Annotated in this window: 15 protein-coding genes; 14 read left to right on the top strand and 1 reads right to left on the bottom strand. The window is 63.7% G+C overall.

From position 1 onward, the window contains the following. Positions 1-116: 116 nt before the first annotated feature. On the bottom strand, positions 117-554 hold the full coding sequence (locus FXO19_RS17245) for a low molecular weight protein-tyrosine-phosphatase (RefSeq protein ID WP_149196353.1): 438 nt from the start codon (positions 552-554) through the stop codon (positions 117-119). Between the two features lie 761 nt (positions 555-1,315). Between FXO19_RS17245 and FXO19_RS17240 the strand changes: the two genes are divergently transcribed. The 14 genes from FXO19_RS17240 to FXO19_RS17175 all read left to right on the top strand — a co-directional run bounded on the left by FXO19_RS17240 (position 1,316) and on the right by FXO19_RS17175 (position 16,619). Further along, positions 1,316-1,627: a hypothetical protein gene (locus FXO19_RS17240; protein ID WP_187775831.1), complete on the top strand. Its 312-nt coding sequence runs from the start codon at positions 1,316-1,318 to the stop codon at positions 1,625-1,627. Between the two features lie 118 nt (positions 1,628-1,745). Further along, positions 1,746-2,843 (top strand): polysaccharide biosynthesis/export family protein, encoded by a 1,098-nt coding sequence (locus FXO19_RS17235; RefSeq protein ID WP_149196352.1) that lies wholly within the window; start codon positions 1,746-1,748, stop codon positions 2,841-2,843. An 84-nt stretch (positions 2,844-2,927) separates the two neighbouring features. Then, complete coding sequence (locus FXO19_RS17230) at positions 2,928-3,614, top strand: YjbF family lipoprotein (RefSeq protein WP_255516485.1); 687 nt, start codon at positions 2,928-2,930, stop codon at positions 3,612-3,614. Continuing rightward, entirely contained in the window at positions 3,611-4,402 is a 792-nt protein-coding gene (locus tag FXO19_RS17225; RefSeq protein ID WP_255516484.1) for a capsule biosynthesis GfcC family protein, read from the top strand. Before FXO19_RS17230 ends, FXO19_RS17225 begins: the two co-directional genes overlap by 4 nt. Then, positions 4,402-6,651, top strand: a complete 2,250-nt coding sequence (locus tag FXO19_RS17220) for a YjbH domain-containing protein (RefSeq protein ID WP_149196350.1) — start codon at positions 4,402-4,404, stop codon at positions 6,649-6,651. Before FXO19_RS17225 ends, FXO19_RS17220 begins: the two co-directional genes overlap by 1 nt. Beyond that, positions 6,644-6,949: a hypothetical protein gene (locus FXO19_RS17215; RefSeq protein WP_149196349.1), complete on the top strand. Its 306-nt coding sequence runs from the start codon at positions 6,644-6,646 to the stop codon at positions 6,947-6,949. The genes FXO19_RS17220 and FXO19_RS17215 overlap by 8 nt, the downstream gene beginning before the upstream one ends. A gap of 178 nt (positions 6,950-7,127) precedes the next feature. Next, the gene (locus FXO19_RS17210; protein ID WP_149196348.1) at positions 7,128-8,552 is read left to right on the top strand and encodes an undecaprenyl-phosphate glucose phosphotransferase; all 1,425 of its coding nucleotides are present in this window, start codon (positions 7,128-7,130) and stop codon (positions 8,550-8,552) included. A gap of 115 nt (positions 8,553-8,667) precedes the next feature. After that, positions 8,668-9,834, top strand: a complete 1,167-nt coding sequence (locus FXO19_RS17205) for a nucleotide sugar dehydrogenase (RefSeq protein ID WP_149196347.1) — start codon at positions 8,668-8,670, stop codon at positions 9,832-9,834. 24 nt (positions 9,835-9,858) lie between these two features. Beyond that, the gene (locus FXO19_RS17200; protein WP_149196346.1) at positions 9,859-10,872 is read left to right on the top strand and encodes an NAD-dependent epimerase/dehydratase family protein; all 1,014 of its coding nucleotides are present in this window, start codon (positions 9,859-9,861) and stop codon (positions 10,870-10,872) included. Continuing rightward, positions 10,850-11,641 carry a WecB/TagA/CpsF family glycosyltransferase gene (locus tag FXO19_RS17195; protein ID WP_223115541.1) on the top strand — a complete coding sequence of 264 codons (792 nt, stop codon included), beginning with the start codon at positions 10,850-10,852 and terminating at the stop codon, positions 11,639-11,641. The genes FXO19_RS17200 and FXO19_RS17195 overlap by 23 nt, the downstream gene beginning before the upstream one ends. Before the next feature lie 138 nt (positions 11,642-11,779). After that, positions 11,780-13,069 carry a lipopolysaccharide biosynthesis protein gene (locus FXO19_RS17190; protein WP_187775830.1) on the top strand — a complete coding sequence of 430 codons (1,290 nt, stop codon included), beginning with the start codon at positions 11,780-11,782 and terminating at the stop codon, positions 13,067-13,069. 124 nt (positions 13,070-13,193) lie between these two features. Further along, entirely contained in the window at positions 13,194-14,249 is a 1,056-nt protein-coding gene (locus FXO19_RS17185; RefSeq protein WP_149196344.1) for a polysaccharide pyruvyl transferase family protein, read from the top strand. Positions 14,250-14,251: 2 nt separating this feature from the next. Then, positions 14,252-15,199 carry a glycosyltransferase family 2 protein gene (locus tag FXO19_RS17180; protein ID WP_149196343.1) on the top strand — a complete coding sequence of 316 codons (948 nt, stop codon included), beginning with the start codon at positions 14,252-14,254 and terminating at the stop codon, positions 15,197-15,199. A gap of 115 nt (positions 15,200-15,314) precedes the next feature. Further along, positions 15,315-16,619, top strand: a complete 1,305-nt coding sequence (locus FXO19_RS17175; RefSeq protein ID WP_187775829.1) for an O-antigen ligase family protein — start codon at positions 15,315-15,317, stop codon at positions 16,617-16,619. Positions 16,620-16,828: the final 209 nt, after the last annotated feature.

Raw genomic sequence — 16,828 nt, 5'->3', positions numbered from 1 at the left:
GATGGCCATTGCCCGACATGGCGCATCGGGCATGAACGGGCCATCCTCGGCCCGCCTTCGTTCCGACGATTCAGACGTCGAATCACCGGAACAACAGGACCCCCCCGCAGGATTTATTATTGGATGTACCGCTTCCAGCTCGCGACGCAGTCTTCTATCTGTCCGTAGACGTGCTCGAAGGCGGGCCGCTGCTGCCGGTGCGGATCATGAATCTCGCAACCGTCGCGCCATTTACCCAGCAGAAACGTCTTGCCGCTGACCTGCGGCACGTCCCTGCCGATGCTGGCCAGATGCCTGTGCTCCATCACCAGGATCAGGTCCGATTCGACCAAGATCTGCGGATTGACCTGTCTGGCCCGATGCGAAGCCCCATCCAGACCGCGTTCGAGCAGCAATTGCTGGGCAGTCGGGTCGATGGGGTTATCCGCCAGCGCCTTGAGCCCTGCCGAAGCAATCTCCACGTCGTTGCGGTTGATCATATGACGCATCACGACTTCTGCGGTAGGGCTGCGGCAGATATTGCCGACACAGACAAGAAGTATCTTCCGAAACACTCAGATCCTACTGATGTTTTAAAACAGATTGATTGCATTCTTTCGATACCCGCACGCCAACGAGTACGGGCGTCGGTACCGCCTGTGTCGCCCGCCTGGGTGCCGTCCATGCCAAACCGGCTCTGGCGCAGATCCAGAGCGAGATATTCATGGACCGGTTCTAGCATACCCATGTTGCTCGGCATGCGGCAAACGATTGTCGATGCATTCTTCGGGCCGAAGTTCCGAAAGGATGATGGCGGCCACACCATGACAGTGATCCATGCCGCTCGGTCGATCTGCCGTCGGGCCGAGGGCGCACCCGGGCTTTTCCGTTCGTGCGAATGCATCAGCGCTTTCGCTTGGAAAACGCCATTCGACTCTCATGCTGAAGTTGCAGATTCGTTGCAACGGTATCTATTTTTCTATCAGTGTGGTCGTTTGCCGGCGGCGATGCCGGATAGCGTCTTCACCGGGTCCGAACGAACCGATAAGTACAAACGAGCGCTTCGTCACAGGCCAATGGACACCTTCGACCTCATGTCCGGCACGCTCCGACTTCTCGTGCTCCGGATAAGTCTAAACCTGCAGAAAGATTCCACGCCTCTTCGCCCCCGACCTTGGTCTTGCTTTCTTTATTTTGTGACTTGGGCACGGACTTTTTGCCTTGACAGGAACCTGGCGGTGACCTAATTTTAAAAATGCGTGACCTTTCTCCCCTCCCCCCCTTCTCGTCGGAGAGTCATGTGAAAAGAACATCTTTCACCCATGGTGTGACTGCCGTGCTGGCAGTGCTGTCCGGAGCCGCTTTTGCCGCGCCTCCGGGCGCTGAAAATCGAAGCGATCCCTCGCCCAATGCGACCGCCAGGGTCGAGGCCGGAGTCGCCAAGGCCGCGGGCACGCATTCCGCGATTGCCCTCGGCACCCATCTGAGTCCGGGAACGAAGGTCGGCGTCGGTGCCGCCGCACTGGCGGCCTTCGCCACCACCGGCACCAGCGGAACGACTGGCACGACCGGCACCACCGGCACCACCGGTACGACTGGGACGACTGGAACCACGGGTACCACCGGCACCACCGGCACCATTAACTGAGTATTTTCTCGGGGCCCGCAGGCCCCTGATTGAAGCCCCAAAGCATGGCCCCGCCGGGCTGCGCCAGGCGGGGCTTTTTTATGGATGCTCTCCAGTTCCCCCGCTTACGGAGCATTGAATGTCTTTCTTGCGCCTGTCCGCTGCCCTGTGGATAGCTTCGCTGACCCTGTCCGGCTGCATCTGGGCCCCCGGCCAGAATATGTACAAGGCGTCGTCCCGAATCGACCATGGCCAGACCATCGGTGACGAGCAGATCGAACTCATCCCCATTACGCCGAAGCTGATCGCCATGGACCGGGCCGCGCGGCAGGCACCGCAACCGCCTGCCGCGCTGACCGAATACCAGCCCGGCCCCTATCGGATCGGACCGGGCGACATCCTGTACATCACCATCTGGGAGCACCCGGAACTGACGGTGCCGGCGGGGTCGCAGCAGCAGCTCAATGCCGCCGGGCGCCTGGTGCAGTCCGATGGTTCGCTGTTCTATCCCTATGTCGGCAAGATCCAGGCCGCGGGTGCGACGCCGCAGGAGTTGCGCGATACGCTGACGTCGGAGCTGGCCACCTACTTGGAATCGCCGCAGGTGGACGTGTCGATACTGACCTACGCCAGCCAGCGCATCTGGGTGAGCGGTGCGGTGACGAACTCCGAGCCGATCCCGGTCACCGTGACGTCGTTGACCTTGAACGACGCGATCAGCCAGGCCGGCCTCCATCCGACCGAAGCCGATCTGTCTGGGCTGCGCCTGAGCCGCGACGGCGTCACCTACACGCTGAACATCGACGACCTGGCCGGAGCGCCGGTCTACCTGAAGGGCAATGACCGAGTCTACGTGCCGTTCCTGGACGAGAAGGAAGTCTTCGTCGTCGGCGAGGTCAACCAGCCCGGCGCGCTCAACTTCAGGACCGGCACCATCACGCTGAGCCAGGCATTGGGCCGCGCGCGCGGGCTGTCCCAGACCACGGCCAACGGCAATGCGGTCTACGTCATTCGCGGCACCGCGGATCTGCAACAGGCGCCTTCGGCGATCTATCAGCTCGAGGCCAAATCGCCATCGGCGTTCGCCGTGGCCAGCCACTTCCAGCTGTTGCCGGGCGATGTGGTCTTCGTCGGTGTCTCCGGCATCACCCGCTGGAACCGTTTCGTGGTCCAGTTGCTGCCGTTCTCCGGAATCATCACCAACGCGGCCCGCGCCAGCAGCGACATCAACGACTAGGCCCACCATCTCCGGGATTTGTTCATGGGTTTTGTCGCTTCGCACGCTGCGGCCAGACATGCTCGCGATGGCCGGCAGAGGCTGGTGCCGCCGGCGCAAGAAAATGCCTGGAAGATCATCCTTCCGGGTAGCCTGCTGCTGGCGGCGGCGCTGCTGGTCGCCGGCTGCGGCAGCACCAGCCTCAGCCGGGCGAGCCTGGAGGGGCTCCGCCTGGCCTTCGCCCGCGCTCCCGATGTCACGCCGACGGCCGAGCAGGTGGCGGCCAGTCCGTACGCGCAGATCCAGGTCGTCGGCCCGGAGGGAGGCGCCGTCCTGCTGCTGGGCAATGTCGACGATGGCCGCCAGGCCTTCTACAGCGGCGACCGCAAGATCGTCTACCTGCGCGACGGCCTGCTCAGCGGCAGCCATGGCCTGGCGCAGGACGCGGCCGATATCCGTATCGAGGGCGACAATCCCTTCGCTCGCCTGCCGCAACTGCAACAGCCGCGGCAGGTGGCGCGCCGCTACGACTGGATGCCCGGCTACCGCTACGGCGTGCCGGTCACCGGCCGGCTGCGGCGCGTCGGCAACACCCGGATGACGATCCTGGGCGTCGAGCGCGACCTGCTGCATTTCCGGGAAACCCTGCGCGGGCCCGGCGTCGAGGCGACCAACGACTACTGGGCCGACCCGGCCAGCGGTTTCATCTGGAAGAGCCGTCAGCTGCTGGCGCCGGGCATCACCCTGGAAATCCTCCAGCTCAAGCCCTACCAGGCGGAAGGCGCCGGATGACGCGCCTTCGTCTGCCGCTCGGCATGACCTTCTTGCTCGCGATCGCGGCGAGCGCGCCGGCGCTGGGACAGCCGCCGGCGCTGCGCGCGACGGTGGAAGGCGCGGTGCAACGGCCCGGCGTCCACGAATTCCCGGCCGGCTCGCGGCTGGCCGACGCGGCGCTGGCGGCGATGCCGGACCCGCAGGCCTATCCCCTCGGCGCGGCGCTGCTGCGGCGCGAAGCGGTGATCGCGCAGACCCGTGCCAAGGCCGGCCTGCTGTACGACCTGCAGGCGCTGCAATCGCAGGCGCGAACCGGTGCCGAGGTCGCCGTCGCGGCCGACCGCCTGCGGCAATGGCTGGGCACGTTGCCGGTCACCGGCCGGGTCCGCAACCGGCTGGAACCGCGCGCGCTGGAGGCGGACCCGCGCGAGAACCGCCCACTCGCCGACGGCGACCGCTTTCTCTACCCGCTCCGTCCCGACAGCATCCGGGTGGTAGGCCTGGTCGCGCAGGCGTGCGAACTGGAACATGTTCCGCTGCGCGACGCCAAGGCCTATCTGCACGACTGCCCGCCTGCACCGTTGTCGGACCGGGACTGGCTGTACGTGATCCAACCCGACGGTCATGTCGAACGGCTCGGCATCGCGGCCTGGAACCGCAGCGCGCCGCATCCGCTGGCGCCGGGCGCGGTCCTCTACGTTCCCCTGTCCGAACGCGCGCTGGGCGAGATCGATGCCGGGTTCAATGCCGCACTGGCCGACTTCATCGCCACGCAACCGCTGCCTGTGGCCGGAGCCGCGCGCTGATGCCGCCCGCGTGCCGGGACCTGTCGCGTCCGGTCCTCGGGCTGCTTGCCCTCGGCGCATGCGCCGGCGTCCATGGCCAGACCCTGTCCAGCCAGAGCGACTGGGGCGGAGTCGGCCTGATGCAGACCCCAAGCGCGCGCATGGCCGCGCCCGGCGAACTCGCCTTCACCGCGACGCACACCTCGCCCTACAGCCGCTACAACGTCTCGATGCAGCCGTTCTCGTGGCTGGAGGGCACGTTCCGCTACATGAACGTCACCGGTATACGCTACGGCTCGCCGTCGCTCAGCGGCGACCAGCACTACAAGGACAAATCGATCGACGTGAAGCTGCGCCTGTGGCGCGAGAGCCGGTGGCTGCCCGAGGTGGCCTTCGGCATCCGCGACCTCGGCGGCACCGGGCTGTTTTCCGGCGAGTACCTGGTCGCCAGCAAGCGCTTCGGACCGGTCGACGTCAGTGCAGGCGCGGCCACCGGCTATCTCGGCAACCGGGGTGATTTCGGCAATCCGCTCGGCGCCCTGGACGACCGCTTCAAGGAACGCCCGACTCCCACCAGTTCGGTCGTCAACGCCGGCAAGTTCGGCTTGAGCAACATGTTCCGCGGCCGGGTCGGCGTATTCGGCGGCATCGCCTGGCGGACGCCATGGAAACCGCTGGAGCTGAAGCTGGAATACGACGGCAACGACTACCGCAACGAGCCCCGGCGCATCCGGATACGCCCGAGCAGCAGCCCCATCAACGTCGGCGCGGTGTTGACCGCGCATCCCAACGTGCAGTTCACCCTCGGCTGGGAGCGCGGCAACGAGGCCATGGTCGGCATCACCCTGCGCACCAATCTCGACCAGGCCGTCGCGATGGCCAAGCCGCTCGACCCGCCGCCGGTCGCGCCACGCCAACTCGGCGCGACCGCCGAAGACGCCGCCGTCGCCGTCGCCGTCGCCGTCGCCGGCGCGCAGGCCGACGGCGGCATCGCGCCGGGATTCCATCGCGACGCCGCCGACAAGGCCCGCGCCGAACGCGAACGCGACCTGCAGGCGCTGGCCGGGACCGACTGGGAGGCCGTGGCGGACCTGCTGCGCGACAACGCCGGATTCAATGTCGAGCAGATCCAGCTGCGCGGCAGCGAGCTGCTGGTCACCGGTGCGCAGGGACGCTATCTCTATCCCGCCAAGGGGCTGGGGCGCAGCGCCCGCATCCTGGACCATGCGGCCGGCCCCGACGTCGAGTGGTTCACGCTGATCAACACCACCCTGGGCATGCCGATGGCCGAGGCCAGCGTCCACCGCGGCAAGTTCGCGGACTATCGCGACGGCCGCATCGGCCTGGACGAGCTGACCCGCAACGTGGAGCTCAACCCACCGAGCCGGCAGCGGCGCGACGTGCTGTACCAGGCGCCCCTGGACCGGTTCGACCAGGACCTTTCGTTGAGCTTCGGGCAGAACCTCGGCGGCCCGGACGCCTTCTTCCTGTACCAGGTTTCGGCCGACTACTCGGCAAGCTATTTCTTCAACCGCAGCCTGTGGCTCAGCGGCACGGCCAGCGCCAACCTGCTCAACAACTACGACAAGTTCAGGTACGACGCGCCGAGCAACCTGCCGCGCGTGCGCACCGACCTGCGCCGCTATCTGACGACTGCCGATGTCACCTTCCCCACCCTGCAGCTGACCGGCGTCCGCCAGCTATCGCGCGATGTCTACGGCATGGCCTACGCCGGCATGCTGGAGTACATGTACGGCGGCGTCGGCGGCGAGGTGCTGTACCGGCCCTTCGGCGAGCGCTGGGCGCTCGGCCTGGAGGCGAACTGGGTCAAGCAGCGCGGCTTCCGGCAGAACGCGAGTTTCCGGGACTACGAGGTCGCGACAGGCCACGCCAGCTTGTACTACCAGCTCGGCGAGGATCCGCGCATCCGGGCAATCGTCAGCGCGGGCCGCTACCTGGCCGGCGACTGGGGGGCGACCGTCAATCTTGCGCGGGTCTTCGACAACGGCGCCATCATGGGCGCGTACTTCACCCTGACCGACGTGTCTTCGGAGCAGTTCGGAGAAGGCAGTTTCGACAAGGGCATCTACTTTTCCGTGCCGTTCGAGTTGTTCCTGCCGCGCTCGACCCGCGCACGCTCCACCGTGCTCTGGAATCCGCTCACCCGGGACGGCGGCGCCCGCCTGGGCCGCAAGTACCACCTGTACGACATGACCGACGAACGCGACCGGAGCTTTTTCTTCGAGAATATCGATCGGATCGATGAGTAACCAATACGACACCCTCGAAAGAGATTACAAAAATACTACCGCCTCGCCGGTATCCGTTCGCATCGGCCTGGTCGGCGCACGGCAGTTGCGATCAAGCGCACACAACGCTTCGATCGATATCGGCATTCGTCACAGTTCCGATTTTGCGTCGACAATATGTATTGCGCCGCGGGCTTCCACCCATCTATATTTGCTTCGGGGGCATCTGGAATTGATCCCGAAGATTATTGCGCTGGGATCCGCGCATCCGCGGCGGCCGGTTATGGCTGCGGAATTCGCGCGAAAAACTGTCGAGTAAGTCCAGTCATTATCCAGATGTAATTGCCATGCCTCGGTCATAACTTCGTTGTACGTATTAACACCGGCAACGTTGGCTTGACCAATGCATGTGCGGCAACGCCGGCTTTCGCCGCGATGCCGTGGTGGTCGGGAGGGAAAACCGACGCCAAAATCAGTGGAAACGCGAAATGCCATCCATGTCCCTTCGGCGCGGAGCCGAGAGCGCTTGGCCCAGCGCCAGCAAATTCACGATCGCTTTCGGCCTGGGCCTGCGATTGGGGGATCTGGCCATTCTCGCCGGCACGGCCGCGCTTGCCTACCGGTTGCGCTTCGGCAACGCCGATCTGCCGCTCGAATATCTGCGCGCCATCGCTCACACCCTGGTGTTCGCGCTGCTCATCCTCAACGGCTCGTCGCTGTACCGCAGCTGGCGCGGCCGCGGCCTGGTGGCCGAAATACTCAAGTTGACTGCGCAATGGGCGTTGCTGTTCGTCGTGCTGCTGGTCTATGCGGCGGCATTGAAGCTGACCGGCGACATCTCGCGGATCTGGGCACTGAGCTGGTTCGGCCTGTCGCTGTGCGCTGCCGTTGCGCTGCGCGTGGGCGTGCGCAGTGCCGCGCATTGGGTGCGCGAGCGTGGCCTGGACTTGCGCAGTGCGGTCATCGTCGGCGCCAATCCGGACGCACAACGCATTCTCGACACCTTGCGCCGCAGCCACTGGGCCGGCATCCGGGTGCGCGGCTGGTTCGCCACCCATGCCGATCGTGGCCAGTTGACCGGTGTGCCGATGCTCGGCGGCCTGGAGAACCTCGGCGGCTATGTCGAGTCCTCCCACATCGACCAGGTCTGGCTTGCCCTGCCGATGCATGAGCAAGCGAAGATCTCCTTCGCTCTCGCCCAGCTGGAACACTCCACCGCCGACGTCAAGTACCTGCCCGACCTGTTCGGCATGCGTCTGCTGAACCACTCCGTCGACAGTTTTCTCGGCCTGCCGGTGATCAACCTGCGCTCCAGCCCGCTGGACGGCGAAGCCCGCGTGGTCAAGGCCGCCGAGGACAAGCTGCTGGCATCGCTGATCCTGCTGCTGATTTCGCCGTTGCTGACGACCATCGCGGTGGCGGTGAAGCTGAGCTCGCCCGGTCCGGTGCTGTTTCGCCAGCTGCGCCACGGCCGCGACGGCAAGCCGATCGAGGTCTGGAAATTCCGCAGCATGCGCGTGCACCAGGAACACGACGGCCAGGTGACCCAGGCCACGCGCGACGACCCGCGGGTGACGCCGTTGGGCGCCTTCCTGCGCCGCACCAGCCTGGACGAGCTGCCGCAGTTCTTCAACGTACTGCAGGGAACGATGTCGATCGTCGGCCCGCGCCCGCACGCGATCGCCCACAACGAACATTACAAGACCCTGGTGGACCACTACATGCAGCGGCACCGGGTCAAGCCGGGCATTACCGGCTGGGCCCAGGTCAACGGCCTGCGCGGCGAAACCGACACCTTGGAGAAGATGGCCAAGCGGGTGAGATACGACCTGTTCTATCTGCAGAACTGGTCGCTCGCCCTCGACCTGAAAATCATCGCAATGACCGTGCTGAAGGGCTTCTTCGGCAAGAACGCCTACTGAGCACGCTGTTGCATGCACAGGATGTGCGTTCCCGGGCGGCGCGGCGGACGGATCGTCCGGCTTCCCCGGCGCCGGAAACACGACGAAACCAACAAAAGAACGAGCCCCCACCTCCATGAAAATCGCCATCGCCGGTACCGGATACGTCGGCCTCTCCAACGCCATCCTCCTTGCCCAGCACCATCAGGTGGTGGCGCTCGATATCGATTCGGCCAAGGTCGACTTGCTCAACCGGCGGCAGACCCCGATCGAGGACCATGAGGTCCAGCACTACCTGAGCAACCACACGCTCGACTTCAACGCCACGCTCGACAAGCCGCTGGCCTATGAAGGCGCGGATTTCGTCGTGATCGCCACGCCGACCGACTATGACCCGCTGACCAACTGTTTCAATACCGGCTCGGTGGAGTCGGTCATCTCTGACGTGCTCGCGATCAATCCGAAGGCGGTCATGGTCATCAAGTCGACCGTGCCCGTGGGTTACACCGTCAAGGTGCGGGAACAATTCGGCTGCGACCACATCCTGTTCTCCCCGGAGTTCCTGCGGGAGGGCAGGGCGCTGCATGACAACCTGCATCCGAGCCGGATCATCGTCGGCGAGCGATCGGCCCGGGCCGAGACCTTTGCGGGCCTGCTGCGGGAAGGCGCAATCAAGCAGGACGTGCCGATCCTGTTCACCGATCCGACCGAGGCCGAGGCGATCAAGCTGTTCGCCAACACCTACCTGGCCATGCGCGTGGCCTTCTTCAATGAACTGGACACCTACGCCGCCAGCCACCGGCTGGGCACGCGCCAGATCATCGAGGGCGTCGGGCTGGACCCACGCGTGGGCAGCCACTACAACAATCCCTCGTTCGGATACGGCGGCTATTGCCTGCCCAAGGACACCAAGCAGCTGCTGGCCAACTATTGCGATATCCCACAGAACCTGATCAACGCCATCGTCGCGTCGAATTCCACCCGCAAGGACTTCATCGCCGCCGAGGTGATCCGCCGGAGCCCACGCGTGGTTGGGATCTATCGCCTGGTCATGAAGGCCGGCTCGGACAACTTCCGCACCTCGAGCATCCAGGGCGTCATGAAGCGGATCAAGGCCAAGGGCATCGGGGTGATCGTCCACGAGCCGGTGTTGAGCGATGCCGAGTTCTTCCACTCGCAGGTCGTCAACGACCTGGCGGCGTTCAAGCAGCAGTCGGACGTCATCGTGGCCAACCGGATCACCGACGACCTGCGCGATGTCGAGCACAAGGTCTACAGCCGCGACCTGTTCGGCGCGGATTGACCGGCCCTTCTGGACGACCAGCACATGAAGATTCTCGTCACGGGCGCCGCCGGCTTCATCGGATATCACAGCTCGCTGCGTCTGCTCGGCGAGGCGCATGAGATCGTCGGCATCGACAACCTCAACGATTACTACGACGTGCGCCTGAAGCACGCACGGCTCGCCCAGCTCGAGGGAAGGCCGGGGTTCTCCTTCCTCAAGCTGGACCTGGCCGACCGCGACGGCATGGCCGCGCTGTTCCGCGAGCATGGCTTCGACCTGGTGCTGCACCTGGGGGCGCAGGCCGGGGTGCGCTATTCGCTGGAGAATCCCTTCGCCTACGTCGATAGCAACCTGACCGGCGCGCTGACGGTGCTGGAAGGCTGCCGCCACAACGGCGTCAAGCACCTGGTCTTCGCCTCCTCGTCGTCGGTCTATGGCGCCAACACCCGACTTCCGTTCTCGGTGGACGACCGGGTGGATGCGCCGGTGTCGCTGTACGCGGCGACCAAGAAGGCGGACGAGATGATGTGCCATGCCTATGCGCATCTGTACCGGTTCCCGATCACCTCCCTGCGCTTCTTCACCGTCTACGGCCCCTGGGGCCGGCCGGACATGGCCTACTTCAAGTTCGCCGACGCGATCACGGCAGGCAGGCCGATCGATGTCTACAACCACGGCGACATGAAGCGCGATTTCACCTACATCGACGACATCGTCGACGGCATCGCGTCCATCGTGTCCGCCGAACCCGCCGCGCTCGCCGATCCGGTGCCGCACCGGGTCTACAACCTGGGCCACAACCATCCGGAGCGGCTGCTGGACATGATCACCTTGCTGGAACGGTTGCTGGGCAGGCGCGCCGAGATGCGCATGCTTCCGATGCAGCCGGGAGACGTGTACGCCACCTACGCCGACATCGACCGTACCCAACTCGACCACGGGTTCGCGCCCAGGACCGACCTCGCCATCGGGCTGGAGCGCTTCGCCCGCTGGTACCGCGATTTCTACCACGTTGAACAACCACGAACGTCCGATGCCGCACTCCAACCCCTATGACTTTCCCGTGGTCCGCGTGGGCGGGTTTGCCACCGCCTCGGTCACCCGGCGGCAACTGGCCGACTGCATGGTGCAGGACTGCCTGGCCGCGCGGAACGACCGCGAGCATTGGCTGCCGAAGGTGGTGCTGTCCTCCAACGGGCAGGGCATTGCGCTGGCCGGACGAGATCGGGAATTCGCCGAGACCATGGCGCAGGCCGACATCATCCATGCCGACGGCATGCCGGTGGTGCTCGCCAGCCGCCTCACCCGGCATCCGTTGCCCCAGCGCATCGCCACGACCGACTTCTTCCACGACGCGGCCGACGCGGCGGAACGGCACGGCCTGCGCTTCTACATCCTGGGCGCGAAGGAGCAGCAGAACCGCGCCGCGGTCGAGGCCATCAGGCGCCTCTATCCGAAGGTGGAGATCGTCGGCAGCCGCGACGGCTACTTCGCACCGAACCAGGACGAGACGGTCTGCGAGGAGATCCGCCGCAGCGGGGCGGACGTGCTCTGGGTCGCGCTGGGCAAGCCGCGGCAGGAGTACTGGGCCGTCAGGAATCGAAGGAACCTGCACGGCGTCGGCTGGATCAAGACGTGTGGCGGCCTCTATGCGTTCCTGGCGGGAGACGTGCCGAGGGCGCCGCCGTGGATGCAGCAGCTCGGCCTGGAATGGCTGTTCCGGGCCCTCGACGATCCGAAGCGCCTGCTCTGGCGCTACATGGTCACCAATCCCGTTGCCGCCTATCGCCTCGTCCGATACACGCAACGCGCTTCCGCTTCTTGAGCGCCCCGCCCCTTCAGTCAGGTCAGGAGAATCCCTGATGTATGCGGTCATTGACGGCGGTATCGTGCCCGTGGGGCGGGTTCGTGTCAGCGCGGCCGAGGAACGATGGCAGATGCGGGCCGAAGCGACAGACACGGCATGAACGGCCTTTTCCGCGATGCGTTCACCATCCTGTTTGCCCGTGGCTTCATCCGCTTGGCGCAGTTGCTGTCCTTTGTCCTGCTGGCCCGGTTCCTGTCCCCCGCCGAATTCGGATGGTTCGGTATCGTCACAACGGCGATCACCCTTTCCGCGCTGCTGGGCGGTCTGGGGCTGCGGCAATCGGTCGCCTACCAGATCGGCCGCGAGCAGATCGGCATCGGCGAAGGCGCGGCCACGGCCCTGGCCGTCTGGCCGCTGTTGGCGGCCATCAGCGCAGCCATCGTTTTCCTGACGTACGGCAAAGCGCTGCCCGGGCTCTCTCCGACGGCATCCGGTGGCGCGATCTTCGTCGGCGTTGCCGGCACCATGCTGGTGATGTTGCTGCAGGGGGTGTTCCTGGGCCGCGGCGATATCCGCGCGTTCAGCGCCACCGAAGCGCTTCCCCGTGCGCTGCTGGCATTGTTTGCGCTGCTTCTGGCCGCCACGGCAGCCACCACCATCCTCAGCGCCATCTGGGCCTACGCGCTGGCCTTCGCCCTCGCCGCGCCCGTCGCCGCCCGCTTGGCACTACGTGGCGTCTCCGGGCTGCGGCCGAAGCTGGGCCGCCTCAAGGGCCTGATCGGCTACGGTATCCCATTCGCGTTCAATCTGTTCCTGGTGACGCTCTGCTCCCGTCTGAGCATGTTTGTCATCGAGCACCATTTCGATGCGGCCGCGGCCGGCCTCTTCTTTGCCGCCGTTCGTGTCAATGAGATCGTATTGGAGGCGGCGACGGCATTCGGCCTTGTGGTGTTCTCCAGGTCCGTCCGCGACACCAAGACCGACCAGGTGCTTGCCAAGACGGCCCGCGTGGCTTGCTGGATCTTCTGGAGCTTCACGTTGGGGGCCGCGCTGGTTGCGTTGTTCGCCCCACTGGTCCTGCAGTTGTTGCTGGGCAGCGGCTATAGCGGCGCCGGCGACGCCTTGCGCGTTCTCGCTTTCGGCCTCGGCGCGGCGGCGGCCAACAAGATCATCTATCCGGCCATCGCCGGACAAGGGCGACCGTTGTTCGGCACGCCGGTGATGTTGGCGAGCCTGGTGATCAACCTGCTTCTCGCTTTATGGCTCGTCCCCAAGCTGGGAATCAATGGAGGCGCCTTGGCGCTCGTGCTGGGGCAATACCTCATGCTCATCGGGTACATCATCACTTGCCGAGCGCGATTCAATGTGGCGCCGGCCAACTTCCTCGTCCCGAGCGTCGAGGATTTCCGCAAAATTTACAGGTCCATCAAGAATCTGGTCCGCTGATCGGCTCTCGAGAAGAGAGCAGGTTTGATTAAAATCTGTGGCGGGCCCTGCACCTTCTTGGCAGGTGACGCGTCGTGTGCTCCACACTGGATTCCGCTTTTCGAGCCTGATCCTGGATAAATCAATGTCAAAGCTTCACCAGTTATTTTATTTTTCAGCCAGTACGCAGTTTTCCAATGCGGGAGATGCGCTGATCAATCGCGAGTTACTGAGCTTATTGCGACAATATGGCGAGCTCAAAGTTGCCAGCGCAGGAGCCCCGGCCAGCTTCCTCGAAGAGATTCGGGTCAAGCACGATGAGATCGCATTCCGTGGAAAATGGCGATTAATGGCCAGCCTGCTCGGGAGCGCTATTTTGAGGGGCGGATGTAAACATTACCTTGTTTTGACTCCGGGTGACCCGCCGGGTGGCGTGTCACCGGGGGACATCTTCCGCGCTGCGTTGTTTCCGTTATTGAAGCTCTTCGGCGTTCGCATTATAAAGATCGGTGCATCCATAAGCCGCATGGATGGGCTTCGTCTCAGACTTGAGGCGAAGCTATCCCGGTCAATGTACTTCTATGGGATACGGGATGCCGGCTCGGTCTCGCGGGCCCGCCAGTACGACTTCTCCAGCGTTGAGTATTGCCCGGATCTTGCATTCAACCTCCCTGTCAATGCCAAGCCATCGACTCAAGGGCAGGTGCTCGTGTCGCTGCGTGAGGACAATCTCGACACCGAAGAAATTGCGCAGTTGCATGCGCGTGTAAGAGCGCTAGCCGAAACGATCGGCGGAAGTGTCTGTCTGGAGTCGACCACCTTCATATCCCAGGTCGAGCGCGACATCGAACCCATGAGACGCTTGAGTACGATCTGGCGTGGTTCTGACGCGTATGCGCGGCATGCATCCAAGATCGCGGACCTGGAATCCGCATACTCAGGCACGACGTTCGTGGTGAGCAACCGCCTCCACGTGATCCTGCTTGCTGCATCGCAAGGTGCGCTTCCATTTTGCCTGGCGATTGGCGGAAAGAACCGAAAGATCACCGACCTGCTGCACTCTGTTGGGCTTGGGGGCCTGATCGTGGATGGAGGCAAGCCATTGATGACCTTGGAGCAAGGGCGGCAAGAATTAACGCGTGCGTTCACAGAACAGCGTTCACTGCTCCATCACGTTCTCGCCAAGGAACTGGGAATCTGACGATGTGTCTTTCCCAGCAACCCCTGGTGTCGGTCATCATACCGCTCTACAACCGTGCTGAAACGATTGTGGATGCGGTCAGCTCGGTGTTCGGCCAGGACTATACGAACGTCGAAGTCATCGTCGTGGATGATGGCTCGACCGATGGATCGGTCGAGCGGCTCAAAGAAATCCAGGATGCTCGATTGAAGTTGCTGCGCCAAGCCAACGCCGGCGCATGTGTCGCGCGTAACCGTGGAATTGATGAGGCCCAAGGCAAGTACATCGCCCTGCTGGACTCCGATGACCTCTTCCTGCCTTGGCACCTGACTGATGCGGTCACCGCGCTGGAGGCGGGGCCCGATAATGGCGTGGTGTACGGGCAAGTCATCGCCGACCGCGGCGAAGGCAGGGAGCTCCTGAAGCCGCCCCGGGGCATCGATGAGGGCGAGGACGTCTCCGAATACCTGCTGGCCGATACCGGCTTCATACAGACCTCGACGCTCGTCCTTCCACGTTCCCTGGCGACAGCAGTCCGCTACAGTCCCGGTCTCCGCTTTGGCCAAGACACCGATTTTGCCATCCGGCTTTCCACCTCCGGAGCCCGTATTTCTATGCTTGCGCGCCCGCAAGCGCGCTGGATGGATCAAGCAGATCCCAGGCGTGTCTCCAGCTCGTTCGATCCAACGATTCGGACGGACTGGCATGATAGCGTCGCAGGGTTGCTGACCGCACGGGCGAAGCGTGCCGACGCAGGCTGGCACGTGGCAAAATGCCATTTTAAACAAGGCCATTGGAGGCGCGCGATCTCGCTGTATGCACGCGCACTGCTGAGTGGCTGCTATTCACCGAAGCTCGCGGCGCGCGTGTTCCTCCAAGTATTCGTGCCGACGGCGGGTTATCGCCGGCTGGCGGACTGGCTCATCTCAAAGCGACGCCAGACGACCATCGACTTGGACAAGGCTCCATGACATCTGTGACGAAGTTCCTCCAGCTGGGCAAGGGAAACGCCCGAGCAATACGCAAGGTAGTTCGTGATCAGCGCGAATTTTGCTCGTCTATCGCCATCTGTTGCTGAAACGAATGATGTTCAGTTTCAACAAATATTCAGTTCCCCTCTTCTGCATCGCGCTGATCCCGCTATGGTGGCTGCTGGGATTTGGCTTCTTCGTTTTCCATGCCTCATCGCTTTACATAGCGCTCCTGTTACGTCGCGCGATGATTCCGCGCGACGGATTCCAGATCGCAGTTCTTGGTGTCTCGGGCATATTGGCCTTGTCCCTTGCTTATAATACAGCGGTCTTTGATATCGATCTGTCGCGCACCGTTGCGGCGCTACACAACATAAGCGTAATGCTGGTGGGCTACTGCCACTACACCTACTTCAAGCTCCTCTACCAGATGGACGATGCTTGGGTCGCCAGGGTGTCGCGGGTTCTGTGGAGGCTATGCGCAATCTCCATCCTGTTGGCAGTGCCATTGTCTTATGCAGTGTTCTCGGGAAAGCTGCAGGTGCTCGGCATACCAACCCTGCTCGGCTTCGTGCTTCCGCCAATGGACAACCTGCTCGGCCTCTATCTGAAGGCCGAATTCGTGGCCCGAGACTGGTTCGGGGGTGGCGACATGCCGCGCTTGAAGATCTTGGCGACCAATGCGACGGCGAGTGCGGGCCTGATCGCGATTTCAGGGTTCATTGCGGCCGGTTTCGCGATGACGCGCTACCGCTGGCTGATGTTTGCGTTCCTTGGTCTTGTCCTGTTAACGATTGCTGCCACCTTGACGCGCGCGGCGCTGCTTGGAGCGTTGCTCGGCGTGATGGTCATCGCTCTGGCGGTGATCAGAAAACAGTACTACCTGCTGGTGTTTGCAGGTGCTCCGCTTGTCCTGGGTGCCGCGTTGATCTTCCTGCCCGACATGCTGGCAGAGGTCAATGACATGCGCGAGGGTTCTTCCAATGCGCGCTTCATTGCATACCAAGCCTCATTCGATGAGGCGATGCGCGTGAACCCCTTGATTGGCCTGGGCGTCAAGCCGCGCGTGAATGACTTGGCCATCCCGATCGGTTCGCACTCGACATTGTTCTCGACGCTCGTTCGCGGCGGGGGGCTTGGTGCGGCTGCGGCATTCATTGCATTCTTCCTATTTCCCATCGTGAAAGGCGGGAAGCTGGCCCTGAAACTGATGCGGCGGTCCGCTGCATTTGGCTGCATGCGGCCTTATGCAATCGCTGCGCTTGGAGGGTTACCGTCATTCATTGTGTACTGTACGTTCCAGGACATCGACGTCTACACGCCGATCACGGTCGTGTTCTTCACTTATATGGCGGGGTTGATCTATTGGGCGAATGTCCCGTCGAGCGCGCGACGCCCCGTAGCCGCTTCGAGCGGCTGACATCTCGGCTGTCGGTACGCATCCGGCCAGCAGGTTTACGGGCTCGATTACTGGAAGAGCAAGCCGGCCCGAGCGCAGCACTTCATTCCAATGGCTGAGGCCGACGGCAGCTGACTCGACTGGCATGTGCCATCGCCCGGCGCGAGGGCTGGTGCTTGCAGCGTTGGACTGCCGGCACAAAGACCGGACGGCTGGTCAGTCCGTAGGTT

Source organism: Luteimonas suaedae, from assembly GCF_008312895.1.
Lineage (GTDB): Bacteria > Pseudomonadota > Gammaproteobacteria > Xanthomonadales > Xanthomonadaceae > Luteimonas > Luteimonas suaedae.
This window is presented reverse-complemented; position numbering and strand designations above follow the sequence as displayed.

What these genes read in the sequence shown, in the direction of transcription:
- FXO19_RS17195 (WP_223115541.1), top strand. Translation starts at nt 10,850, where the DNA reads ATGCCGCACTCCAACCCCTATGACTTTCCCGTGGTCCGCGTGGGCGGG.
- FXO19_RS17180 (WP_149196343.1), top strand. Translation starts at nt 14,252, where the DNA reads ATGTGTCTTTCCCAGCAACCCCTGGTGTCGGTCATCATACCGCTCTAC.
- FXO19_RS17225 (WP_255516484.1), top strand. Translation starts at nt 3,611, where the DNA reads ATGACGCGCCTTCGTCTGCCGCTCGGCATGACCTTCTTGCTCGCGATC.
- FXO19_RS17235 (WP_149196352.1), top strand. Translation starts at nt 1,746, where the DNA reads ATGTCTTTCTTGCGCCTGTCCGCTGCCCTGTGGATAGCTTCGCTGACC.
- FXO19_RS17215 (WP_149196349.1), top strand. Translation starts at nt 6,644, where the DNA reads ATGAGTAACCAATACGACACCCTCGAAAGAGATTACAAAAATACTACC.
- FXO19_RS17185 (WP_149196344.1), top strand. Translation starts at nt 13,194, where the DNA reads ATGTCAAAGCTTCACCAGTTATTTTATTTTTCAGCCAGTACGCAGTTT.
- FXO19_RS17205 (WP_149196347.1), top strand. Translation starts at nt 8,668, where the DNA reads ATGAAAATCGCCATCGCCGGTACCGGATACGTCGGCCTCTCCAACGCC.
- FXO19_RS17190 (WP_187775830.1), top strand. Translation starts at nt 11,780, where the DNA reads ATGAACGGCCTTTTCCGCGATGCGTTCACCATCCTGTTTGCCCGTGGC.
- FXO19_RS17210 (WP_149196348.1), top strand. Translation starts at nt 7,128, where the DNA reads ATGTCCCTTCGGCGCGGAGCCGAGAGCGCTTGGCCCAGCGCCAGCAAA.
- FXO19_RS17200 (WP_149196346.1), top strand. Translation starts at nt 9,859, where the DNA reads ATGAAGATTCTCGTCACGGGCGCCGCCGGCTTCATCGGATATCACAGC.
- FXO19_RS17175 (WP_187775829.1), top strand. Translation starts at nt 15,315, where the DNA reads ATGTTCAGTTTCAACAAATATTCAGTTCCCCTCTTCTGCATCGCGCTG.
- FXO19_RS17220 (WP_149196350.1), top strand. Translation starts at nt 4,402, where the DNA reads ATGCCGCCCGCGTGCCGGGACCTGTCGCGTCCGGTCCTCGGGCTGCTT.